Raw genomic sequence first — 22,896 nt, 5'->3', positions numbered from 1 at the left:
CGCTATTTGTCCTCGACGGAAGCCAGTTTTTCCTCGCGCGGCATCAACGCGCATTTGAATTGCGGCCCGCCAGCGTGGGCGCCTAGCGTGAATGAATAGGGCCGGGCCAACAGGTTGCGGTGTTGAGGAGGGATGACGGTGCGCACAATCAGGAACAGTCTCGCAATGGCGGCCATGCTCGCGGCCGGCGCGCTCCTTCCCGCGAGTGCCACAGCCAGGGATGAGGGGAAGCCGGGCCCCATTGCCGTGTACGGCAATATCCAGACCTTCGAGATCGCGCCCGTGCTCCTGGCGGCCAAGACTTTCTATCCCGATGCCGCCACGGTGAAGATGGGCGGCATTCCCAATCTGGTTGGAGAGCCGATCATTGCCGGCTTCGGCGAGGAAGGCGTGGCGGATGTCGCCACGCATGCCGAAACGCAGGCGCTGCGCTACTCGGTCAAGCATCCCAATCTGCGCATCATCCTGCAGGTGGCCGAGGGGCATTATCGCATCGTTGCGCGGAAATCGGCGGGGATCGCGAGCGTCGCGGACCTCAAGGGCAAGCGCGTCGCGTCGATCCCGCAGACGTCCTCGGGCTATTTCTTTCACAAAATGCTGGCCCAGGCTGGCCTGTCCTATGACGATATCGAGGTCGTCCGTACGCCGGGCCCGCTCAGCGAGATGACCAAGGCGCTCGCCGAACGGCGCGTCGATGCCGTGATCATCTGGGAGCCGGAGAGCGAGAACAGCGCGCGCGCCTTGGGTAACGACCTGATCGAGTTCAGCGGCGATGGCGTTTATGCCGAGCAGTTCAACCTCAACAGCACAGCTGAAAATCTCGCCGATCCGGTCAAGCGCAAGAAGATCGTCCGCTTCGTCCGTGCCGTGATCGATGCAGCGGCGGCGCTCCGCAAGGACCCTGCAGCGGCGCAGGTCCTGGTGGTGGAGCGGGGCGGCCATTCGGCACAGGAAGTGCAGACGGCCTGGAAGCATCACGCCTTCAACGCTGATTATCCTGCTGATCTGCTCGATATCATGACTGAGGAAGAACTATGGCTGGCAGAGCGTGACAAGCGCCCGGCACGGTCGCGCGCGCAGCTTGCGAGGCTGATCGACCGCAGCGTCTACGAAGAGGCGCTGGCGCTGGAGCCGGCAGCGTGAGCGCGCAGTGGCACATGATCCTCTCGCGACGCGCGATCCTGCTCGGAAGCGCGGCTTCGCTGCTGGCGGGCTGCGCGGCCTCCCGCATGGTGTCATCGGGCGGCGGCGACGCTGCGAACCTCACCGCGCGCCTCGCGGATGTCCGCGCGATCCGCGAGATCAAACGCCTCCAGCATGTCTGGGCGCATTATGCGCAAGCCGGCCAGTGGCCGGACATGGCGCGTCTGTTCGCCGCTGACGGCCTATGGACCGACGGCACGCAATCCGTGACGGGCCGCACACCCATCGAGGCGCATCTGCGCAGCACGATGGGCGGCGACAGTCGTGGACTGCCGGCAGGGCATCTCAATCTGCGCCTGTTCCTCAGCCCGGTGATTACCCTCGCGCCCGATGGCCAGTCCGCGCGCGGACGCTGGCATGAGGTGGCGATGACGGGCGTGAACGGCCAGTCGGCTGGCTGGGCCGGCGGCATTCACGTGATCGATTATGTCCGGGTCTCCGGCGACGCTGGCGGCATGGGGGGCTGGGCGATTGCGCGGATGCACTATCACCCGCAATTCGCCGGCCCATATGACAAGGGCTGGACGCATGTCGCGCCCAGCGTGCCGATGGTGCCGTTCCACTATACGCCAGATCAGGCCGGTAATCCGTGGGGCGCCAAGCGTCCCGCACCGAGCCCGCTGCCGGTCCGCGAGATCGCAGCGCGGGCCGATCTGCTGGTCTCGCAAGGGCTGGTGCAGAATCTCCAGGCTGCGTTCGGCTTCTACCTCGACCGCAAGATGGACGACGATATCGTTGATCTGTTCACCGAAGACGCGTTTGTCGACATTGCCGGCACCGGGCAGTTTGTGGGCCATGCCGGCGTCCGCCGTGCGCTCGCGCTGTTCGGCGAGGCCGGTCTGAAGACCGGCGAATTGAACGACCGTCCCCAGCTCATGCCGGTCGTGACGATGGATGCGGGCGGACGTAGCGCCACGGTGCGCAATATCGAGATCGGGATGACCGGTCAGCATGGCGGTGAGACCTATTGGTCGGCGACGATTCAGGATTTCACCTGCGCGCGCGGTGACGATGGCCGCTGGCGTATCACGGCGCTGCGCCGCGTGCCGGTGATGCGCGCGGCTTATGCAAAAGGCTGGCAGGCGCCGCTTGCGGCCGGTTTGCCCGGCGTGGCTGCGGCGCGACCGGACCGGCCCTCGCAACTGGCCGACGCCTCCTATCCCGGTCATCGACCTGCACCCGTGCGCTTCGCCGATGCGCTCGCGCCTGCGCCATCCTTTGCCAGCACCGGAGACGCAGCGACACTGCTCGCCCGCGCGGCTGCCTTCGATGGCGCGGAAAACATCGCCGATGCCTATGGCTATTATATCGACGAGTTCCGCTGGGACGACACGGCCGATCTCTTCGCCACCGACGGCTGGAAAGAGCTCTCCTATATCGGCACCTATGTCGGGCGGGAGCGTGTGCGGGGATCGCTGTTCGGGCGCTATGGCAATGCCGGGCGCTCGGCGGCGTTCATGGCCATCCACCAGAAGACGCAGCCCTATGTGACCGTTTCGGAAGACGGGATGCGCGCCAATATCCGCCTGCGCTTGTTCCAGTTCAACAGCGCCGCCAAGGGGCAGGGGTCGTGGATTTCGGGCATCTACGAGAATCAGGCGGTGCTCGAAAACGGCGTCTGGTGCATTCACGGCATGGATCTCGATTATGTCTGGCTCGCCGATTATGCCGGCGGTTGGGCCGCGATTGTGCCGGGCGCCAGCGAGCGCTATCGCCCCAAGCCCGAGGATGTTGCCAAGAACCCGCCGGATGGCCCGCTGCGCGGCGTCACCTTCGCGCCTTATCCCGCCATCGCCCCGATGGGCTTCCATTTCGCCAATCCGGTGAGCGGCCGCGCTCCCGAGACCTTCCTGCACTGGTCGGACGGCCGCCGCGCCGCCGCCACGGAGTAATTCATGTACGAATCCGACGATCCCCGTTCCCGCCTCTCGACTGCCGCAGCCGGGGGAGCCGCGCCGGCCAGCGCCTTCGGGGCCTCCACTTACGCCCGCTTCTATGAAGAGGCCCCACAGGAGACGGCGCCCGGCCTCAAGACTTGGCTCACGCGTGGGCAGAATTTCGTAGTCGCTTACTCGCAGGCGGAAGAAGGTGCGGTGTTCGAGCGAGCCGGCCAGATCGACGAATATGTCCTACTGCTGCCGGATGCCCAGAGCGCGCTGACCATCGAGATCGACGGCGTGGCGCACGAGATTGCCGGCAACAGCATCAACTTCGTGCCGCCGGGCGATAGCCGCATCACGGTCCGCTCGGCTGGCCAGATCGTCCGGCTGTTTTCGCTGGAGGCGCAAGATCTGCTTGCGCGGGTCGTCAATCCGCAGGCCTATGCCGGGCCGCATCCGCAGATTCCGCCGTTCCAGCCGTGGCCAGATCCGGTCGATGGGTTCAAGCTGCGCAGCTACAGCCTGGACGTGCCCGACGAGCCGGGGCGCTTCGGCAAGATCTGGCGATGCACCACCTTCATGGTCAACGTCTTCCCGCCGCAGGGGCCGCGCGATGTGACCAAGCTCTCGCCGCATCATCACGATGATTTCGAGCAGTGCTCCCTGGCGCTGGAGGGCGACTATATGCACCATCTGCGCTGGCCATGGACGGCCAACCAGCATGACTGGCGCGACGACGAGCATGAGCGCTGCGGCGCGCCGTCGGTGTGCGTCATTCCGCCCCGCGTCATCCACACCTCCGCGCCGTCCGCGCCCGGTCGTAACGTGCTGGTCGATATCTTCTCGCCACCGCGTGCCGATTTCTCGGACATGCCCGGCTGGGTGCTGAACGCGGATGAGTATCCGCGCGCGCAATGATGCAGTCGAGGAGGGGGACCAGATGACATCCTTGACCGATGACGCGGTGCGCAATCCTATCATCGATTGCCATGCCCACATCTTTTCGGCGGACATGCCCGTTACCAGCGGCGCGTGGATCACTCCGGACTATGCCTTCACTGCCGACGATTTGCTGGCGCGGATGGATGCGCATGGCATCCACTTCGCCGTCATTTCGGCGCTGAGTATTTCGGGCAGCTACAATGATTATCTGATCTCCGAACTGCGCCGCCACAAGCGGCTGCGCGGCACCGCCATCGTCCCGCCGGGCACGGATTTCTACGTGCTGGAGCGGATGCGCGACGATGGCATCATCGGCATCCGGTTGCAGCTCGCCCGCGCCGAATATCATGCCGATTATCGCAGCGACGAATATCGGCTGCTGTTCCGCCGCGCCCGCGATCTTGGCTGGCATGTCCATGTCGCCATCGAGGGACAGAACCTGCCGCCGGTGCTCGATGCGCTGGTGGAGAGCGGCGTCGATATCGTGATCGACCATTTCGGCCATCCCGATCCGCAAGCGCCGCTCGATTGCGTCGGCTTCCGCGCGATGCTCGATGCCGTCGACAAGGGACATACCTGGGTCAAGCTCTCGGGCGGCTTCCGCCTGCCGGGGCCGGAAGCCTGGCGCGACGATCCCGATGGCGACCTCGAAAGCCTCGCCCAGCATGTCGCGGACCATTTGGTGTCACGCGTCGGCACCGATCGCCTGCTGTGGGGCAGTGACGCGCCCTTCGTCGGCTACGAACGCCGCATTGGCTACGAGCAGGTGCTGGCCAGCTACCGCCGCTGGGTGCCCGATCCCGCTCAGCGCGCCCAGATTTGCCGGACTGCACTCAAGCTCTATTTTTCCTGATTGGAGACCATGATGACCAACACCCAGCTTTCCCGTCGCGGTTTCATCGGTGCGAGCGGCGGCGCCATCGTCGGCGCGGCCATGGTGCCCGCCGCCCTTCAGGCCGCCGAAGTGCCAGTGCTCCATGCCGATGGCATCCATGATGATACCGATGCGCTGGAGGCGCTGTTCGCCGGTCGGCAGGTGCGGGTCGTGCAGAAGGACGTCGTGGCGCGCTACGAAAACGGCACGGTCCGGCTGATCAATGGCCGTTACCTCATGAGCCGGCCCGTGCGCGCGCATGGCGATGCCGCGGTCTATACCGGTCACTGCACCTTCCGCATCGGAGAGGGACCGGCGCTGCCTTATCCGGAACTGCAGCAGTTCGCGTGATGAACGCGGGTTCGTAAACGGCATATGCCGGGCAAGGCGTCGTTCAGTGCCGCATCCGGCAAGATTGGATGATGGAGGCCCTCTAGTGCTCCCCCCGAGGCCAGACATGGCTGCACCAATTCGGGAGGGGATGAGATGAAGAGGACTTTCGGCAAGCTTTCAGCGTCCGCGCTGGCGCTGTGTATAGCGCAGACCGGCCATGCGCAGGTCACTGAGGCGGACGGCGCTTCCGAGCGTGGAACCGGGATCGCGGACATCGTCGTTACGGCGACCCGCCGCGCGACCAACCTGCAGGATACGCCGATTGCGATCTCGGCGCTGCCGGCAGACGCGCTGATGGAGCAGGGGCTGACCAACGTCGCCGAAATGTCGCGGGTCGTTCCCAACGTCTCCTTCGAGAAGTCGCAGGCGGCATTCGGCCCCGGCATGAGCGCCTTCATCCGTGGCATCGGCTCGAGCGAGACCAATCTGTCGGGCGAGGCGGGCGTCGCCTTCTATATCGACGATGTCTATTATCCGCTGGTCTTCGGCTCCATGTTCGATCTGCTTGATCTGGAGCGGGTAGAGGTGCTGCGCGGCCCGCAAGGCACGCTGTTCGGCCGCAACTCGCTGGCTGGCGCCGTCAACCTCACCACCCGCCGGCCGGTGCTCGGCGAAGCCTCGGGCTATGGCGAGTTCACGGTCGGGAGCTACGACCGCCGCGAAATGCGCGCCGGCATCAACCTGCCGCTCGGATCGACCATGTCGCTCTCCGTCTCCGGCTTGGTCAAGAAGATGACTGGCTATCAGCGGCAGCTCGATTTCCGCTGCGAAATGATCCGCCGGGGCACGCCTCAGCTGGCCGGGCTGTTCCCGACTGCGGATGCCGGCCTGCTCAACAATTCCGACATCAATCCGCCCAAGGATTGCACCATCGGCCATCTGGGTGGTGAGGATGTGCAGGCCATCCGTGGCCAGATCTACTGGGAGCCCACGCCGCGCCTCAAGATCACCGCCGCGCTGGATTATCTCCAGGACAATTCGGAGGCGGCCATGGATAGCGTCGTCGCCATCAATCCGGCCGTCGCAGCCGGCCGCTCCGCGGTCTCGACGCTGTTCAACCGCTGGACGGCACCGGGCGGCCCGACCTTTGCTTATGATAGCCGCTTCATCACCGGCGACCCTTATACGACCTTCGCGACTTTTGCCGATCCGATTGCCGCCGGCACCGCGATTCCTGGCAACACATTCTACAATGGCTCGCCTTTCCGCGGCGGCATTACGCACCCCAGCAACGTTCCGCAGACGAACTGGGGCGGCAATGCGCGGATCGAATATGAGATCAGCGACAATATCGATGTTGTCGGCATCGTCGGCTATCGCCGCTATGATGGCGTGTTCGGGTTCGATGTCGATGGTTCGCCCGTCGCCATGGAAAACAATCGCAATGATGTGTTCCAGGATGACTGGACCGGCGAAATCCGCCTGATCGGCAAGACCGGCTGGGCCGATTGGGTCGTCGGCGCCTTCTACTACTGGGCGGATGGCGAACAGCGCTTCTCCGGCACGTCGCCGTTCAACAATACGCAGCGTTATCTCTGGAGCCGCTACACGCCGGAGAGCAAGGCGGTCTTCGCCAACGCCACGCTGCGGCCCTTTGGCGATCGCTTTGGCCTGACGCTCGGTGGGCGTTTCTCCAAGGACAAGAAGGGTGTCGATTATCGCAGCGTGCTGGATGGCACCACGGCCACCTCGACGCAGTTCACCATCTCGCCCACCGGTCAGACCGTCTTCAACTTCGACATCAAGGATGAGCGGTTCGACTGGAAGGTTGGCGCGGATTACAAGCTGAGCGAGCGCACGATGATCTACGCGTCCGTGGCCACTGGCGCGCGGCTGCCGGGCTTCAATGCCCGTCCGCTGCAGCCGAGCCAGGTCGCGCAATATCCGGGCGATGAAACCCAGTCGTACGAACTGGGCGTGAAGACCGATCTGTTCGACCGGATGCTGCGGATCAACGCTGCGGCCTTCTACACGGATTATAAGACCCGTCCGACGGGTGTCTCCGGTCAGGAGTATCAGCTGGGTGCGAACGGGCAGCCAGCGCCGGGCGGTTTCCTTGAAATCCCCAACCCGGTGAACCCTGCCTTCACGACCTGCCGTCCGCTGACGTCGGCTGAAATCGCCGCTAACACGCCCGGCTTCGCCTGCATCGGCCGCACCTTCTACCAGAACACGCCGGGCAAGGTGAAAGGCTTCGAGCTGGAGCTAGATTTCCGTCCGGTCGAGGGCTTGGCGGTCGGCGGCTCGATCGGCTACCACAAATTCTCGTCGGCCGATCTGGATGCCCGCCCGGCCGGCCAGAACCGGCGCCCGGTGGCGATCCCGGAGCTCAAGGCCAATGCCGGCATCCAGTATGAGGTCGATGCGCCGGCTCTGCAGGGCACGGTCACGCCACGTGTCGACTGGTTCTACACCGGCAGCCAGGTCTACAGCCCGGACCGTGTAGAGTATAATCAGGACGGCTATTCGCTGGTCAACGCTCGCCTGACCTACGCGAACAAGGAGTATGATTTCTCCATCGCAGCGGGCGTCACCAACGTCTTCAAGCAGTTCTACTGGCGCAACTACTTCATCTACCAGGCCATTGGCTATCCGCAGATCAATGGCCAGCCGGGCGCCCCGCGTGAGTGGTATCTCACCCTGAACAAGCGGTTCTGATCGGAAGGCGGGCACGTGCCCGCCACCGACCATCAAGCATAGGCGAGAGGAACAAGGTACATGCAGATCATCGACGGTCAGATCCACGAACCCCATATCGGCGGCGGCATGCGCGCCGCCAAGCCCGAAGGCGAGACGATCACGCCGCAGCTTGAAGAGTTCATCAACGTCGAGCTGGCGCGCGAGGCGATCGATTGCGTCGGCGTCGACAAGGCGATCATCTATGCCGGTCGGTCCTTCAACGAAGCGGCGGTGCGCTACTATCCGGATCGGTTCGGGGCGGTCGAGGTGTTCGATCATGCGGCGCCCGATCTCGAGCAGCAGATGGCGGCGTTCAAGAAGAAGCCTGGGATGCTCGCCACGCGCGTGCTGTTCACCAATTACGGGCAGGTCTGGCGTAAGCCGGGCGCGCAGATCGCGGTCAGTCCGCTGGTCAAGCAGGGCGCGTTCGACCGCTATTTCGCTTATGGCGCCAAGTATAAGATCCCGATGTTCGTCGGTGCCCATGAGTTCGGTCACGAGGCCGCCATCTATGCCGAGCGTCACCCGGACATGAATATCATCATCGATCACTACGGGGTTACCCAGTCGATGGTCGCGCCGCCCAAGGACCGCTGGGCGAACCTGCCCAAGCTGCTCGACATGGCGCGCTATCCCAATGTCTATGTGAAGCTGTGCGGGATGCCGATCATCTCCAAGGAGGCCTATCCCTATCACGACATCTGGCCGTACATTCACAAGATCCTGCACGCCTTCGGCCCGGAACGGTGCCTGTGGGCCAGCGACATGACCCGTCAGCGCTGGGGCACGGAAACGCCGCCGGGTCCCAACGGCTTCCCGCTCCGCAAGGACTGGAAGCCCTATGCGGACGCGCTCTACAGCCTGCTCCACACCAATGAGATTTCGCAGAGTGATAAGGAGTGGATTTTGGGCGGCACGATCAAGCGTGCGCTCAACTGGGCGTAAGAGCACCGCAACGTACCGATGACATCAGAGCCGGACGATACCGTCGTCCGGCTCTGTTTGTGCCGAATTCGGCATAAGCTGGATCACTTGGAGATAAGAAGCGGCCCGTTGCGCAATGCGATGGTCCGCATGAGATCGCGCCCGGCAAAGGTCGTGCGCGCAAAATATACATAAGGGGGAGGCCGTACGAATGACTTTGAAAGTGAAAGGACGCGGGGGCGCGTCGCATTTGATGTGGGCGGCACTGCCGGCGGCGGCGTTGCTGTCGATGCCGGCTCAGGCGCAGGATGGCAGCGGCGCGGAAAACGCGAGCGAGCCCTCGATCGTCGTCACGGGCACGCGCATCCGCAACAATGCCTTTAACGAGCCGACGCCCGCGACGGTGTTCGGCATCGAGCAGACTGAGAAGCTGGGCATCGTGAATGCCGGCGATATCGTCGAGCTTATCCCGCAGAACACGGCGTTCCAGTCGGACGCAACCGCCGGCATCACCGCGGGCGCGAATGTCGGCGCTTCCTATGCGAACCTGCGCGGGCTCAACCCGGATTCCGGCACGCGCACGCTCACGCTGGTCAATTCCCGCCGCTTCGTGCCGACATCGGATGGCGGTGCGGTTGATCTCAACCTCATTCCCACCGCGATGATCAAGCGCGTGGAGACGGTGACGGGCGGCGCATCGGCGGCTTATGGGTCGGATGCGATTGCCGGTGTCGTCAACCTGATCCTCGATACCGAGCTAGAGGGGCTGCGCGGGCAGGTCGATTATGGCCAAACCTTCCGGGGGGATGGCAAGGGGCATCATGGCTCGCTCGTCTATGGCACACGCGTCGGCAGCCGCGGCCATATCGTCATCGGCGGCGAATATGAGAAGAAGGACGGCATCGGCGATTGCTCGCTTTCGCGCGACTGGTGTGCGGAAAGCTACGACGTCTTCGTGAATGCCAATAATGTGCTGGCCAACGGCTCGCTCTCTGGCTTCGATCGTCCCGGCACGCCGGGCTATGGTCTGCCCAACTTCATCATCGGCCCCAATTCCAAGCAGGCGTTCAACGATGCGCGCGGCGTCGTCCGCAACCGTGCACCTGCCGCGCCGGCGGCGCGCAACATCCGCTTCAATGACGACGGCACCGGCATCGTGCAGTTCGATCCCGGCACATACGTCCAATCGTCGCAGACCGGTCCGCGGCAGGGCGGCGACGGCGAATCGACCTATGCGGATTCCGACATCCAGACGCCGGTCGAGCGATTCGTCGGCTATCTCTCCGGCAAATACGACCTGTCGGACACGGTCGAAGCCTATACCGAAGTCACCTACGCGCACCGCTCCGCCTCCAACAGCGGCGTGACGGCAGGTCCACGCTCGACCTATTTCGTGCAGCCGGACAATGCCTTCCTGCCCGCCTCGCTCAAGACGCTGCTAGCCGGCACCCAGTTCAGCCTCGGCAAAGATGTTGATGCGCAGATCCCGGCGCTCAACTCGGTCACCGCCGATGTCTGGCGAGCGGTGTTCGGCGTCACCGGCGAGATTGGTGGGGGTTGGAACTGGGACGTCTATTATCAGTACGGCCGCAACAAGCGGCACCAGTCGGCCCGCTATTCGCGCGTGAACACCGAGTTCCAATATGGGCTGGACGCCGTGGTCAATCCGGCGACCAACCAGATCGTCTGCCGGGAACTGCTCAAGGCCAATCCCAATCCGCGCGCGCAGGGCTGCGTACCGATGAACCTGTTTGGTCTCGATAATCTCAGCCAGGCAGCCATCGACTATGCCTATCGCCCGGTGGTGGAGGACTTCCTCTATACCCAGCATGTCGCTGCCGCCTCGATCAGCGGCTCACTGTTCGACGGCTTTGGCGCCGGGCCGGTCGGCGCTGCCACGGGTGTGGAATATCGCAAGGAAAAGGGCGATGTGACCCATGGCGATATCCCCAATTACACCGACTACGCCTTCACCTTTGGCCTCGATTATGGCGGCACCATCGAGGTTCTCGAAACCTTCGGCGAAGTGAGCGTGCCGCTGTTGGCGAACCGGCCTTTCTTCGAAACGCTGGAACTGAACGGCGCCGTCCGCTGGACGCGCAACAAGGCGTCGGATGCGTTCACCAGCGAGGAGAAGACGACCGAGGCGGTGAGCTACAAGCTCAGCGGCATCTGGGAAATCGGCGGCGGTGTACGCCTGCGCGGCTCGCGCTCGCGCGATATCCGCGCTGGCGGCTTCCGCGAGCTTTTCCAGCGCCAGGTGGCGACGGAGGAAGGCTCATCGCAGGGCATCGTCGACAATCCGAACATCGCGGGCGTGGGCAATGACGATCCGACCCCGATCCTCAATGGCGGCAGCTTCGCGCTGACGCCGGAAAAGGCGGATACGACGACGGCGGGCATCGTGTTTCGTCCAAGCTTCATCCCAGGCCTGCGCATGTCGGTCGACTGGTATCAGATCGCGATCGAGGATGCTGTCAGCCGGCTCGGCGGCCAGCAGATCGTCGATTTCTGCGATCAGTTCGACATCTTCTGTGACCGGATCACCTTCGTCTCGCCGACGAACATCTCGTACATCGATGCCCGCCAGGTGAACCTCGGCAGCATGACCGTGCGTGGCCTCGATTTCGAGTTCGACTATACGCTGCGCCTGTCCGACCTTTCGGCCGATTGGGGCGGGGCGCTCAACCTGCGCGTGCTGGCCAACCACCAATATGACTTCAAGGTGCAGGCCGACCCGACGACGCCGGTGATCGATTATGCCGGGCAGACCGGGCCGGTGAGCAGCGGCGGCAACTTCAATCCCGCGCCCTCGTGGATCGTCAACGCGTTCCTGAGCTATGATAGCGGGCCCTTCAACGCCACGGTGAGCATGCGCCGGATCAGCTCGGGCATCTACAATGTCGAGCGGGTGGGGCCGGAAGATGAAGGCTACGATCCGACGCTGCGCAACAGCATCAACACCAACCGCGTGAAGGGAGCGAGCTATTTCGGCCTCGCCATGTCCTATGCCATTCCGGTCGGAAATGGTGGGAACAGCATCGAGGTGTTCGGCGCGATCGACAATATCTTCGACAAGAAGCCGCCGATTGCGCCGGGTGGCGGCGGCCTGGGTGGCTCCAACTATCCAACCAACCCGGTCTATTTCGACACCTTCGGTGCGCGGTTCCGGACCGGCGTACGGGTCAAATTCTGATCTGACGCCAGCGCTGCAGATGCCAGCCGGGCTTCCGAAAGGAGGCCCGGCTTTCCTTTGTCGAAATGCCCACTCGGCCATTCAGGCCGGGCGGGCACCCAAAAGCGATGGACGTTGAAGGGAGGCCGAAGCTCTGGCTCAGAAGCCGACGGCGTCGCCGCCCTTGAGGCCGAGCAACGCGCGGGCTTCGGCAGCCGTCGCAATCTCGCGGCCCAGGGCTTCGATCACGAGGCGGATGCGTTCCACCTGCTGCGCGTTGGAGGTGGCGAGCTCGCCCTTGCCGATGAACAGGCTGTCTTCCAGCCCGACGCGGACATTGCCGCCGAGCAGCGCGCTCTGGGTGCAGAAGCCGAGTTGATGGCGGCCCGCCGCGAAGGCCGAGAACACATAATCCTCGCCGAACAGACTATCGGCCATGGTCACCATATGGGCGAGATTGCGCGGGTCCGCGCCGATGCCGCCCAGGATGCCGAACACGCCCTGGACGAGGAAGGGCGGGTCGATGAGGCCGCGGTCGGCAAAATGAGCGAGCGTGTAGAGATGGCCGATGTCATAGCATTCGAACTCGAAGCGCGTGCCGAACTCCCGGCCGACCTCCAGCATGATGCGCTCGATATAGGCATTGTCATTGTACATGATCCGCCCGCGCGCGCCTTCGACATAGGGCTTCTCCCAGCCGTGCTGCCACTGGGTGACCCGCTTGGCCGCCCCGGAGAAATCGAAGATCAGCGGTCCCATGTTGAGCGAGCACAGCTCGGGCCGGGCCTGCTTGGCGCCTTCCAGCCGGTCATCCAGCGACATGGTGGCGCTGCCGCCAGTGGAGATGTTGACCACCGCATCCGTCGCCTCCCGGATGCGCGGCAGAAAGGCCATGAAATCGGCCGCGCGGGGGCTTGGGCTGCCGTCTGCCGGGTTACGCGCATGCAGGTGCAGGATCGCCGCGCCGGCCTGCGCTGCGCCAATGGCGGCCTCCGCAATCTCGTCCGCGCTCACCGGCAAATGCGGCGACATGGAGGGCGTGTGGATGGAGCCGGTCGGCGCGCATGTGATAATGACCTTGGCGTGTTTGCGCATAAGTGGGTCTAAAGTCCTGCGTGACAGAGATATTTGAGGTTTTGATATTCGGCGAGACCGTGGTGCGAGCCCTCGCGCCCGAGGCCGGACTGCTTGACGCCGCCAAAGGGCGCATAAGGCGTCGAGATGAGGCCGGTGTTGATGCCGACGATGCCGCTCTCCAGATCCCGCCCTACGCGGGCGATCGTCGCCGGGTCGCTTGAGCAGAGATAGGCTGCGAGGCCAAAGGGCGTGTCGTTCGCCAGCCGCACGCCGTCCTCCACGCTGGCAAAGCCGATGACGCCGGCCAGCGGTCCAAAGGTCTCCTCCCGGGTCAGCAGCGCATCCGAGGCAACGTCGCCAATCAGCGTCGGCACCGCGATGCGCCCGCCCGGTGACGCGCCACCGGCGATGAGGCGCCCGCCATGGCGCAGCGCATCCTCGCGATGCTCGTCGATCTTGGCAATGGCGCGATCGTCGATCATCGGGCCGACATCGATGCCGTCCTCGAAGCCGTCGCCAGCCTTCATCGCGGCGACCTTGCTGCCGAAGGCGTCGAGGAAGCGGTCGCGGATGCCATTCTGCACATAGATGCGGTTCGCCGCGACGCAGCTCTGGCCTCCATTGCGGAACTTGGCGACCATCGCCGTTTCGACGGCGGTGTCGAGGTCGGCATCATCGAAGATGAGCAGCGGCGCATTGCCGCCCAGTTCGAGGCCGAGCCGCTTGATCGTCGGCGCGCAGGCTTCCGCCAGCATTGCGCCCACCGGGGTCGAGCCGGTGAAGGAGAGTTTGCGGACGATCGGCGAACCGGTCATCACCGGGCCGATGGTCTTGGAATTGCCGGTGACCACGCTGAACACGCCCGCCGGCACACCCGCTTCTTCACCCAGCTTGGCGAAGGCCAAAGCGGTGAGCGGCGTCAGCTCGGCCGGCTTGGCGACCATGGTGCAGCCGGCCGCCAGCGCCGGCCCGACCTTGCGCGTGAGCATGGCAAGCGGGAAGTTCCATGGCGTGATCGCCACGCACACGCCGATCGGCTCGCGCTCGACCATGAGGCGGCGACCGGTCACGGGGGCAGGGATGATCTCGCCCAACGAGCGGGTCGCCTCATCGGCGTAGAATTCGAGGAAGCCGGCGCCATAGTCGACCTCGGCGCGCGATTCCTTGAGCGCCTTCCCATTCTCAAGCGTGATGAGCCGGGCGAAGTCCTCCTTGTGCTGAATGACCAGCTCATACCAGCGCCGCAGGATCGCGCCGCGCTCCTTGGCAGGCCGCCGCGCCCATTGCGGGAAGGCGCGGTTCGCGGCATCGATGGCCTCAGACACTTGCGCTTCGCTGACGCGCGGCACCTGTCCCACGGTCTTGAGCGTATAGGGATCGTCGACGGCGATCGGGTCGCCGCTGCCATCCACCCATTCACCGGCCACATAGGCCTTGGAAAGCAGAAGATCCTTCTCGTCGAGTTCGCCGCGCTGTCTGCTCATGGGCCTGCTCACCTTGCTTCTTGATCGTCCAGGTTCGGATTTGTGATCGGAGTATCACTCTCGAACAAATGCTCGAACCGGCGATAGGTGCACAGCCAGCGCCCGCCGGCGCCGCGAACATAACGGTCGGTCGCCAGCGAGATCGTCACCGGCGGATGGGTGGGGAGGGGACGCACGCCATCGGCGGCATAGAGGAACAGGTAATTGGTCGCTTCCGCGCTGTCCGGCCCGGTGAACCATGCCCGGAAGTTGGTGAAGGCATGGACCGCGAGCCGCTCGCCGCGTTCGGCGCGCCAGTCATAGAATTGCTGGATCTTCGCGCGGCCGTTATAGGAGGCGAACTGGCCGTGGAAGACGGCATCCTCGGTATAATAATCCGAGGCCTTGCGCCCCTTGTTGGTATCGATCTCGTGCCAATATTCGGTCAGCTGCAGCGACAATATCTGGTTCAGATCAAGCACTTCCCTGGCAACCATTGCGTCTTCCGTCCTCCATGTCTCGCCTGTCGGCGTGGAGACCGGGCTGACATAGAGGTTGCGCCGCCGCTTGCCCGGGCGGGCAGGATGACTTGCTCAGGAAGGCGCCGGTCGGCTCGTCAGTTCGAGCCCGCCCGCCGGTAATCGCGCGGCGCCATGCCGAAATGCTCGTGGAAGGTGCGGGTGAAATGCGCCGCGCTGTTGAACCCCCAGGCGAAGGCGATCTCGGTCAGCGTATGGCCGGCCCAGGCCGGATTGCGCAGCTGCTTGCCGCACTCCTCCAGCCGCCGCCGCACGATGTAGCTCGACGCCTTCTCCCCGCGCGAGGCGAAGAGCGTGCGCAGGTAGCGCGGCGAGATGCGCAGCCCCTCGGCGACGCGTGCGGGCGTCAGTTCCGGGTCGCGCAGATTGTCCTCGATGTAGCGAATGACTTCGCTCTGCCGGCCGAGCATCACCGCCGAGCCTTCCGGCTGCTCGTCAAAGCCCATCGCATAGGCGGTGGAGAGCATTTCAAGCACATGGCGGGCGAAACGGCCATCATGATCGGAATGGAAGCCGCTCTGCACCTGCGTGTTCAGATTTTCGAGCATGGCGGACATGACCGCGGTCAGCCCCACCTCATGATCGAGCTTGAGGCCGCAGAAGCGCTCGGGCGTGGGCAGGTGCTTCTTGATGAGGCCGGCATCCACGCGCAGCATGATGATCATCGAATTGTCGCCGAGCGTGAAGCTGTGCGGTGCCGCGCTGTCGCACAGCACGAAATCGCCCTGATCGAGCTGGGCCTGATGCCCGCAATGGTCGAGCACGCTGTTGCCGCGCGCCTGCATGAGGAAAGAATAGAGACGCGGCGCGCCGGGGCGGATGTGGTTGCGCGTCCGCTCTATATGGCTGCGGTTGGCCGCGATGCTGGCGAGCTGGATCGGCCCGAAATGGCTGAGGCTGAGGCGCGCGGCAAACTCGTGCCGATCCGCGGGCGTGAAGTTCACGCGATTGAGCTGCTGCGAATAGAGCTTTGTCCATGCCGCCGCGCGCGTCGATATGGGGAAGGCTTCAGTGCTGTAGGATTCCATGTTTATCCTCTCCGCGTGCCCTCTGTCCTTCTATCGAGGCGTCCCGGCCGCTTTCCTTCAGGGTCAACCATTTCAAGGCGCTTTGCAAGTTTCCCATAGTCACACGCCGCCGGAGACGGCGAGGTTCGCGCCATTCACAAAAGAGGCCTCGGACGAGAGCAGATAGCGGACCGCCTGCGCGATCTCATCCGCCTGTGCAGCGCGCTGCATCGGCACGCGGGCAGCGCCGGCGGCCAGCCGCTCGGCGCTCAGCATTTCGGTAGCGACCGGGCCGGGGGAGACGCAGTTGACGCGAATGCCGTCGCCGCCGACTTCCCGCGCCAGTCCGGTCATCAGGCTGTCGAGCCCGCCCTTGGATGCCGCATACCAGACATATTCCCCGGCCGAGCCATAAGCGGTCGCCCGCGACGAAATGAAGACGATGCCGCCGCCCGCGCCGCCGCGCGAGAGGGCCATGCGCCGCACGGCTTCACGCGCGGCCAACATCGCGCCGGTGAGATTGACCGCCATGACGCGCTCGAGGGTTTCCGCCGAGACCTCCGCCAGGGGAGAGGCCTGGCCGGTGATCCCGGCGGAATAGACGAGCGCGCCGATCGGCCCCAGCGCCTGCGCTTCGTCGAACAGGGCAATCAGATCGGCCTCCCGCGCGCTGTCTGCCTGCACCGCGTGGGCCTGACCGCCGGCAGTGGTGACGCTCGCTGCGACGGTCTGCGCCGCCGCTGCGTCACGCGCGTAGCTGAACACGACATGGTAGCCGGACGCCGCGAGCAGCTGGACGATGGCGGCGCCGATGCCGCGGCTGCCGCCGATGACGATCGCAATGGGGTGCTGGCTCATGGAGCGGTTGCCTTTGCCTCAATGGGTTGGGGGGCTTCGTCCCGACCGAAATCATCGAGGGACTGCAGCGCGCGGCCGGCGGTCTCGGGCAGCATCAGCGTTGCGATGAGGGCGCACAGGATGCCGCCCATGCCGACGATGGCCATCGCCGCGCCCAGCGGGATGATGGCGGCCACCAAGGGTACGGTCATGATGAACAGAGCGCTCGCGGCACGGCCGAAATTATAAGCAAAGGCCTGTCCGGTGCCGCGCAGTTCGGTCGGGAACAGTTCGGTGAAATAGGGGCCGAAGCTTGCATAGATGCCGAACTGGAAGAAGCCGTAGACGATGCCGAACGGCACGAGGAACCAGACATTCCCGCCCCATGGCCCGAACAGATAGATGGCGGCGGAGATCACGAAGCCGAGGCCGAACAGCCGGAAGGCGTTGCGGCGCCCGACAAAGTCGCTGATCGCGGCGTTGAACAGAAAGCCGAAGAAACCGCCGACGCTGTTGAACATCACACACAGCCCGGCCATCGCGATGCCGATGCCGCGCTCATTGGCGAGGAACACCGTCAGGTAGCTGCTCACCGCATAGCCCGCGCCCTGCGCGCCGACGGCCAGCAGCGATGCCAAGATGGTGATGCGGACGACCTTGGGCCGGAAGATGCTGGTGAGGCTGGTGCGCTGCCCGGTTTCCTGGGCGCGCTGCTGGGCCTGTTTGAACAGGTCGGAATCGTCCGATCCGCGCCGGATGAAGAAGATGAGCGCGGCCGGAATGATGCCGACGAAGAAGGCGAGGCGCCAGCCGATCTCGGGATCGAAGGCGGAGGCGAAAGGTCCGGCGATCAAGGCTGCGAGGCCTGAGCCGACTGCCGCGCCGCTGTGCAGTGTGCCCAGCGCCTTGCCGCGATGCTTGGGCGAGACGATTTCGCCGAGCAGCACCGCACCCACCGCCCATTCCGCGCCGAAGCCGATGCCCTGCAACACGCGCAGCACGAGCAGTTGCTCGAAATTCTGCGCAAAGCCGGACGCGAAGGAGAAGAAGGAGAACCACAGGATGGTGAGCTGCAGGATGCGGGCACGGCCATAGCGGTCGCATAGCCAGCCGCCGATCCAGCCACCGATCGCCGCCGCGAAATAATTGGCGCTGGCGATGGTTCCGGCCTCGGTCAGCGAGATGCCAAGACCAACGATGAGCAGCGGGATGAGATACTGATAGACCAGCCCATCCGCGCTATCCATCGCCCAGCCGGCGCTGCACGTCCAGAACACGCGGCGGGTTTTGCGGTCCGCGCCGCGATACCAGGAGAAGAGGTCGGCTTTCATGGGGTGTCGGTCCTATAGCGCAGCTTCGTAGATGGCGCGCGCATCGGATTCGGTGACCTCGCGCGGATTTCTGATGAGCAGCCGTTGCACGGTCATGGCGGCGGCAGCCATTTTGGGCACCGCGTTGGCGCCGATGCCGAAGGCGGACAAGTGCCGCTCGATGCCGATGGCGGCGGAAAGGCGCTCGATCTGCGCGATGCCGGCCAGCGCATCCGCCTCGTCATCGCCGGTCCGCGCCACGCCAAGGGCGGCAGCGACCTGAGCGTAGCGAGCGGGGGCCGCAGGCAGGGTGAAGCGCAGCACATGCGGCAGCAGCAGCGAGTTGGCGACGCCGTGGGGGATGTGGAATTCGCCGCCGAGCGGATAGGCCAAGGCGTGGACTGCCGCGGTGTTCACTGGGCCAAGGCACATGCCGCCCAGATGCGCCGCGCGCAGCATGGCATCGCGCGCCTCCAGGTCTGTGCCGTCCGTGCAGGCGCGTTCGAGATGGCCGGCGATCAGGCGGATGCCTTCGAGCGCCCAGGCGTCGACGACGGGATGGGCAAAGCGGTTGGCATAGGCCTCGATGCAATGCGTAAGCGCATCCAGCCCGGTCGCGGCGGTGACGGCGCGGGGCATTGAGACGGTGAGTTCGGCATCCAGATAGGCGAAATCCGGCACCAGATGATCGCTGACCACGCCCTTCTTCAGTTCCGCCGCCACGTCTTCCAGAATGGCGATGGGGGTGACTTCGCTACCGGTGCCGGCGGTGGTCGGGATGCAGGCGAGCGGAATGGCGCGGCCTTGGAGGAGGCCTGTGCCGATGACGTCATCGATGCCCTGCGCGCCATCCATCAGCGCGGCGACCAGCTTGGCGACATCCATCGCACTGCCGCCGCCCAGTCCGATGATGAAGCCGGCTTGGCTCTCGCGCGCCGTCGCCATGGCGGCCTCAAAATCGGCGAAGGTCGGCTCACCGGCAATGGCGTCGAAAATCGTGGCGGCGCAGCCGGCTTTGGCCAGTTCGGAGGCGAGTGCTTCGCTGAGCGCACGCAGGGGGCTGCCGGAGACGATCAGCGCGCTTTCGGCGCCGGACGCGACGACATCGGCGGCACAGGCCGGCAGAAGACCGGCACCGATGCGCACCGTGCGGACATTGCGCAGGCTCAAAAGCTGTTCAGATTGCAAAGCTCACCTCTCCATCCCATCCCGTCTCTCTCTCGGTAGCGCGCGGCGTGCTGTCTTGATCTAGGCGGCAATATGCTTTGCCGCGCTCGTATCGGCACTTGGTGGCGGAGCCAAAGGGCGAAAGGGGCAGGGCTCCGCGCGAGCCGCAGGCTGACGAAGCGCGCCCGGCAGCGGTGCTAGCCTCGCCGCGCCTTTTCGACTCCGAAATGGAGGCAATTGATGGAATGCCGGGGGCGGACTGGGTTAGCGTCTCCTGCTCGATCGACAGGAAGGAACCCATGCCACGCTCCGGCACCTTGCAGGGCATAAGACCGGTGCCGCACCGCGCCATTGCAAGCCGCCCAATGACGTGTCCCCGTTGACCGTGGAGGGGCGGGGTGACGGAGCCAGATCGATCCGGCCAAGCGCGTCGTCATCGTGCGGCCCGGCTGATTCAGGAAGCTGCAGACCGCATCGAGGCCGCGCGCCATCTGCTTGAGATAGAGCACAACGATGCGGAAGGGGCCGGTGTGAGGCCCTTTGCCAACGGCGCGTTGCCGGTTGGGCTGCTCAGCCACGCGAACGAGCCGATTGCAGTTGCCCATCTGAATGCGGCCCTGGCACTGCGGGGCCATATCTGTGCGCGCCTGCTCCTGCGCCTGATTGCCGAGCCTGACCGGCTGATCCCGCTCGATGAACTTGCGTTGCTCCTGGACCGCGGCGCGATGTCGCGTGCGGCGATCAAGGTTCACATCTCCACGCTGCGGGCTGCGCTCAGCGAAAAAGGCCTCGCCGGATCGGCGATCGAGACAGGCCGCCGCAGCTATGCCTTTCGCGCGGCAATGCTGCCGGCGCTGTCCAACATCCTCGAAGCGTGCCGTTTTGGTGCTGATTCCGGCAGGAACGAATCAAAACGGGACAGATGAGGTGGGCCCCCATCGCATCGCTCCATCGACCCGTCCTTTAGCGGTTGACTTCCCGTGATCACGGCGCACAAAGTGAAGCTCGCATAACATAATGTTGCCTTAGAAAGCCAAAAAGGCTTCTAAAATTGCAGGGTCGCACCAGATGACAATCGACTTCAAGACATGACGGACCGCCGCTGACTGCCACGCGTTTGAGAATGATGTTGAGGCAGGGATAGGCGAGGAGACACGGGTTCAGTGTGAACCCCGCGAATATCCCAGGGACGGATCGTGATGTTCGATACAGCCAATAAGCCGCGCCCACCGGGCGTGGACGACGATGCGCGCGCTTGTCTGCCGGATGACCCGGTGATCGAGCGGGCGCGGCGTTTGCAGGCCCTTATGGGCCAGCGCAGTGCCCTCTTTCCAGAGCCGGTGATGGCCGATGACGCCATGGCGGCCATGCTGACGCTGTTCCTTGCCCAGAGCGAGGGGCGGACGGTCTCCCGGGCATCGTTGAACGGCGCGCAGGATCTGCGCAGCGATCCGCAAGACGAGGTGGTTGCAGCGCTAATCAAGGCAGGTCTGGTCCGCGCCGGGTCGGCGGGAGCGGGCGGGCCTGCTGTCGGCGAAGGCGATGCGATCACCCTGACCCCGATGGGATCGGCGCGAATGCGCAATTATCTCGGCGACCATCGCGGTATTGGACAATGAGTGGTCAACCCGACCACCTCACGGGTCTTATTCCCGCCGCTCGGCCCGGTCTTCCCGGTCAGTGAGCGCGGCTGGTGACGATAGGCTCCTCCTGTCTGGTGGTTACGGGACATGCGCCGGCAGAGACGGTGGTCTATCCGCCGCCTCTTCTCACAGCGGCGGCGCATCTTTCGCGCGCGGGGTGTTTCCCGCGCGGCGAGGGTAGTCCGATGCCGAATCGAAAGTTTTTTGACGTGCCCAATATCGTGCAACGCGACGCCGCAGCCCGGTCGGACGCGCCGGCTGATCCTCGCTCCGCGGAAGCTTCGAGCGTTCTGCGGGCCAAGGCCGGCCGCATGCACATGCTCGGCCGTCTGCGCAGCAAGCATTTCTACACGCCCGTCATGGCCGATCGCGCCATGGACGTGATGCTCTCTCTTTTCGTCGGTGAACTGCAGTCCAGTCCGGTGAGCGACACGGCCTTGGCCGTGGGCAACATGCTCAGCCCGGCTGAGGCCGCTGCAGTGATCGATAAACTGGTCCAAGCGGGGCTGGCCGTCGTTGCGGGTGAAGAACCCGAGCGGCGGACGGTCGGGCTAACGCCCCTCGGGTCCGCGAGGATGCGGAGTTATGTCAGCGACCACCCGGACGTCTGACAGCTTCGCAGGTCGACGACCGGCCTGAACCGTGTGCCGCCATCCCCCACGCTGGCGTGCGCATTCCCCGGTTCGGGTCGGGCGTCGACCGTTTTCTGCTCCGCAAGGTGCAGGCCGCGTCGCCGCTTCCCACCTCCCACACAGAGAGCGGCGGCGCGGTTTGCGGGCGGTGCGCCCGCATGGGGAAAGAGGGTCAGGCGCCCATTCAGCCGCTCTCGTTCAGCGCCGGTTCAACGGGCCGGTCCTTGTTTCGCGCGCCATGCATCATCTGTCTTCTGCCCGTGGCGCAAAGCGCGCATCATTCGCTTGGCGCGGTCCGGTTGCTCGGTTAAGAGGCTGCGCATGACCGTTACACCGCTGCGTCGTGGCCGGCTGATTGCCGCCAGCCTGATCTCACTCGCCTTGCTGGCCGGCTGCGCGCGCAGTTCGAACCGCGTTGATACGCGCTATGTCGCGCGCGACGTCAGCACGCTGTATCTGGCGGGCCAGCAGCGGCTCGACAATGGTCGCTTTGCCGAGGCTGCCGTGCTGTTCGACGAGGTGGAGCGCCAGCATCCCTATTCGCCCTGGGCCCGTCGCGCGCAGCTGATGAGCTCGTTCAGCTATTATGCCGCGCGCAATTATCGCCAGTCGATCCAGTCGGCCCAGCGCTTTCTCTCCATCCATCCCGGCAACCGCGACGCGGCCTATGCCTATTATCTGATCGCTCTGTGCTATTATGAGCAGATCAGCGACGTGACGCGCGACCAGAAGCTGACGTTGCAAGCTCGTGACGCGCTGAACGAGCTGGTCCGCCGCTACCCCGATTCGCGCTACGCATCCGATGCACGGCTCAAGCTCGATCTGGTGAACGACCATCTCGCCGGCAAGGAAATGGAAGTCGGCCGCTTCTACCAGCGCCGCCGCGAGTGGATCGCCGCCGCGATGCGCTTCCGTCAGGTCGTCGATAATTACCAGCAAACCAGCCACACCGCAGAGGCGCTGCACCGTCTGGTCGAGAGCTATCTGGCGCTCGGCATGACGGAAGAAGCCAAGCGGGCCGCTGCCGTGCTGCAGACCAACTATCCTGATTCGGACTGGTATCAGCGCTCCTATCGCCTGATGACGCAGCACGCTCCGAGCGCCTGATCTCTTTCCGGCGCGTTGCGCTGGCGAAGGCGGGTGACAGCATG

The 22,896-nt window shown here is 64.7% G+C and carries 20 protein-coding genes; 12 read left to right on the top strand and 8 right to left on the bottom strand.

The window, feature by feature from the left end; translation table 11 throughout:
• Positions 1-2: 2 nt before the first annotated feature.
• Positions 3-176: a hypothetical protein gene (locus M2334_RS12600; protein WP_264574698.1), complete on the bottom strand. Its 174-nt coding sequence runs from the start codon at positions 174-176 to the stop codon at positions 3-5.
• Between M2334_RS12600 and M2334_RS12595 the strand changes: the two genes are divergently transcribed.
• The 8 genes from M2334_RS12595 (at position 166) to M2334_RS12560 (ending at position 12,091) form a co-directional block, all read left to right on the top strand.
• Positions 166-1,143, top strand: coding sequence for an ABC transporter substrate-binding protein (locus M2334_RS12595; RefSeq protein ID WP_264605599.1), 978 nt, complete (start codon positions 166-168; stop codon positions 1,141-1,143). The genes M2334_RS12600 and M2334_RS12595 overlap by 11 nt on opposite strands.
• A complete protein-coding gene (locus tag M2334_RS12590) occupies positions 1,140-3,095 on the top strand; it encodes a nuclear transport factor 2 family protein (protein ID WP_264605598.1) in 1,956 nt (651 codons plus the stop codon). The genes M2334_RS12595 and M2334_RS12590 overlap by 4 nt, the downstream gene beginning before the upstream one ends.
• 3 nt (positions 3,096-3,098) lie before the next feature.
• Positions 3,099-4,001, top strand: coding sequence for a hypothetical protein (locus tag M2334_RS12585; RefSeq protein ID WP_264579442.1), 903 nt, complete (start codon positions 3,099-3,101; stop codon positions 3,999-4,001).
• Positions 4,002-4,023: 22 nt separating this feature from the next.
• Entirely contained in the window at positions 4,024-4,878 is an 855-nt protein-coding gene (locus M2334_RS12580) for an amidohydrolase family protein (RefSeq protein WP_264579441.1), read from the top strand.
• Between the two features lie 9 nt (positions 4,879-4,887).
• The gene (locus M2334_RS12575; protein ID WP_181559004.1) at positions 4,888-5,250 is read left to right on the top strand and encodes a twin-arginine translocation signal domain-containing protein; all 363 of its coding nucleotides are present in this window, start codon (positions 4,888-4,890) and stop codon (positions 5,248-5,250) included.
• 135 nt (positions 5,251-5,385) lie between these two features.
• A complete protein-coding gene (locus M2334_RS12570) occupies positions 5,386-7,950 on the top strand; it encodes a TonB-dependent receptor (protein WP_264579440.1) in 2,565 nt (854 codons plus the stop codon).
• 60 nt (positions 7,951-8,010) lie between these two features.
• The gene (locus M2334_RS12565) at positions 8,011-8,916 is read left to right on the top strand and encodes an amidohydrolase family protein (RefSeq protein ID WP_264605597.1); all 906 of its coding nucleotides are present in this window, start codon (positions 8,011-8,013) and stop codon (positions 8,914-8,916) included.
• 232 nt (positions 8,917-9,148) lie between these two features.
• Positions 9,149-12,091, top strand: coding sequence for a TonB-dependent receptor plug domain-containing protein (locus tag M2334_RS12560; RefSeq protein ID WP_264605596.1), 2,943 nt, complete (start codon positions 9,149-9,151; stop codon positions 12,089-12,091).
• A 138-nt stretch (positions 12,092-12,229) separates the two neighbouring features.
• Here the strand turns inward: M2334_RS12560 and M2334_RS12555 are convergent, their stop codons facing one another.
• The 7 genes from M2334_RS12555 to M2334_RS12525 all read right to left on the bottom strand — a co-directional run bounded on the left by M2334_RS12555 (position 12,230) and on the right by M2334_RS12525 (position 19,491).
• Positions 12,230-13,165, bottom strand: a complete 936-nt coding sequence (locus M2334_RS12555; RefSeq protein ID WP_264605595.1) for a 3-keto-5-aminohexanoate cleavage protein — start codon at positions 13,163-13,165, stop codon at positions 12,230-12,232.
• A gap of 8 nt (positions 13,166-13,173) precedes the next feature.
• Positions 13,174-14,631 (bottom strand): NAD-dependent succinate-semialdehyde dehydrogenase, encoded by a 1,458-nt coding sequence (locus tag M2334_RS12550; RefSeq protein WP_181559009.1) that lies wholly within the window; start codon positions 14,629-14,631, stop codon positions 13,174-13,176.
• A gap of 8 nt (positions 14,632-14,639) precedes the next feature.
• Positions 14,640-15,107 (bottom strand): nuclear transport factor 2 family protein, encoded by a 468-nt coding sequence (locus M2334_RS12545; protein WP_181559010.1) that lies wholly within the window; start codon positions 15,105-15,107, stop codon positions 14,640-14,642.
• Between the two features lie 119 nt (positions 15,108-15,226).
• Complete coding sequence (locus M2334_RS12540) at positions 15,227-16,177, bottom strand: helix-turn-helix domain-containing protein (RefSeq protein ID WP_181559011.1); 951 nt, start codon at positions 16,175-16,177, stop codon at positions 15,227-15,229.
• A gap of 99 nt (positions 16,178-16,276) precedes the next feature.
• Entirely contained in the window at positions 16,277-17,014 is a 738-nt protein-coding gene (locus tag M2334_RS12535) for an SDR family NAD(P)-dependent oxidoreductase (protein ID WP_264605594.1), read from the bottom strand.
• A complete protein-coding gene (locus M2334_RS12530) occupies positions 17,011-18,324 on the bottom strand; it encodes an MFS transporter (RefSeq protein ID WP_264574711.1) in 1,314 nt (437 codons plus the stop codon). The genes M2334_RS12535 and M2334_RS12530 overlap by 4 nt, the downstream gene beginning before the upstream one ends.
• A 12-nt stretch (positions 18,325-18,336) precedes the next feature.
• Positions 18,337-19,491, bottom strand: coding sequence for an iron-containing alcohol dehydrogenase (locus M2334_RS12525; protein WP_264605593.1), 1,155 nt, complete (start codon positions 19,489-19,491; stop codon positions 18,337-18,339).
• Between the two features lie 377 nt (positions 19,492-19,868).
• Between M2334_RS12525 and M2334_RS12520 the strand changes: the two genes are divergently transcribed.
• From M2334_RS12520 to M2334_RS12505, 4 genes are all read left to right on the top strand, one after another.
• Complete coding sequence (locus M2334_RS12520) at positions 19,869-20,396, top strand: helix-turn-helix domain-containing protein (RefSeq protein ID WP_264576298.1); 528 nt, start codon at positions 19,869-19,871, stop codon at positions 20,394-20,396.
• Between the two features lie 273 nt (positions 20,397-20,669).
• Positions 20,670-21,089, top strand: coding sequence for a hypothetical protein (locus M2334_RS12515; protein WP_264603876.1), 420 nt, complete (start codon positions 20,670-20,672; stop codon positions 21,087-21,089).
• 209 nt (positions 21,090-21,298) lie between these two features.
• Positions 21,299-21,724 carry a hypothetical protein gene (locus M2334_RS12510; RefSeq protein ID WP_264576296.1) on the top strand — a complete coding sequence of 142 codons (426 nt, stop codon included), beginning with the start codon at positions 21,299-21,301 and terminating at the stop codon, positions 21,722-21,724.
• 342 nt (positions 21,725-22,066) lie between these two features.
• Complete coding sequence (locus M2334_RS12505) at positions 22,067-22,852, top strand: outer membrane protein assembly factor BamD (protein WP_264576295.1); 786 nt, start codon at positions 22,067-22,069, stop codon at positions 22,850-22,852.
• Positions 22,853-22,896 lie beyond the last annotated feature (44 nt).

The sequence above is a fragment of the Sphingobium sp. B11D3D genome (genome assembly GCF_025961755.1).
In the GTDB taxonomy this organism is placed as follows: Bacteria; Pseudomonadota; Alphaproteobacteria; order Sphingomonadales; family Sphingomonadaceae; genus Sphingobium.
Note: the sequence above shows the minus strand (reverse complement) of the source record. Positions and strands in the feature narration are given on the sequence as shown.

Coding starts and splice junctions, on each gene's coding strand:
- M2334_RS12595 (WP_264605599.1), top strand. CDS start 166: ATGGCGGCCATGCTCGCGGCCGGCGCGCTCCTTCCCGCGAGTGCCACA.
- M2334_RS12600 (WP_264574698.1), bottom strand. CDS start 176: ATGGCCGCCATTGCGAGACTGTTCCTGATTGTGCGCACCGTCATCCCT.
- M2334_RS12585 (WP_264579442.1), top strand. CDS start 3,099: ATGTACGAATCCGACGATCCCCGTTCCCGCCTCTCGACTGCCGCAGCC.
- M2334_RS12580 (WP_264579441.1), top strand. CDS start 4,024: ATGACATCCTTGACCGATGACGCGGTGCGCAATCCTATCATCGATTGC.
- M2334_RS12575 (WP_181559004.1), top strand. CDS start 4,888: ATGATGACCAACACCCAGCTTTCCCGTCGCGGTTTCATCGGTGCGAGC.
- M2334_RS12570 (WP_264579440.1), top strand. CDS start 5,386: ATGAAGAGGACTTTCGGCAAGCTTTCAGCGTCCGCGCTGGCGCTGTGT.
- M2334_RS12565 (WP_264605597.1), top strand. CDS start 8,011: ATGCAGATCATCGACGGTCAGATCCACGAACCCCATATCGGCGGCGGC.
- M2334_RS12560 (WP_264605596.1), top strand. CDS start 9,149: ATGTGGGCGGCACTGCCGGCGGCGGCGTTGCTGTCGATGCCGGCTCAG.
- M2334_RS12555 (WP_264605595.1), bottom strand. CDS start 13,165: ATGCGCAAACACGCCAAGGTCATTATCACATGCGCGCCGACCGGCTCC.
- M2334_RS12550 (WP_181559009.1), bottom strand. CDS start 14,631: ATGAGCAGACAGCGCGGCGAACTCGACGAGAAGGATCTTCTGCTTTCC.
- M2334_RS12545 (WP_181559010.1), bottom strand. CDS start 15,107: ATGGTTGCCAGGGAAGTGCTTGATCTGAACCAGATATTGTCGCTGCAG.
- M2334_RS12540 (WP_181559011.1), bottom strand. CDS start 16,177: ATGGAATCCTACAGCACTGAAGCCTTCCCCATATCGACGCGCGCGGCG.
- M2334_RS12535 (WP_264605594.1), bottom strand. CDS start 17,014: ATGAGCCAGCACCCCATTGCGATCGTCATCGGCGGCAGCCGCGGCATC.
- M2334_RS12530 (WP_264574711.1), bottom strand. CDS start 18,324: ATGAAAGCCGACCTCTTCTCCTGGTATCGCGGCGCGGACCGCAAAACC.
- M2334_RS12515 (WP_264603876.1), top strand. CDS start 20,670: ATGTTCGATACAGCCAATAAGCCGCGCCCACCGGGCGTGGACGACGAT.
- M2334_RS12510 (WP_264576296.1), top strand. CDS start 21,299: ATGCCGAATCGAAAGTTTTTTGACGTGCCCAATATCGTGCAACGCGAC.
- M2334_RS12505 (WP_264576295.1), top strand. CDS start 22,067: ATGACCGTTACACCGCTGCGTCGTGGCCGGCTGATTGCCGCCAGCCTG.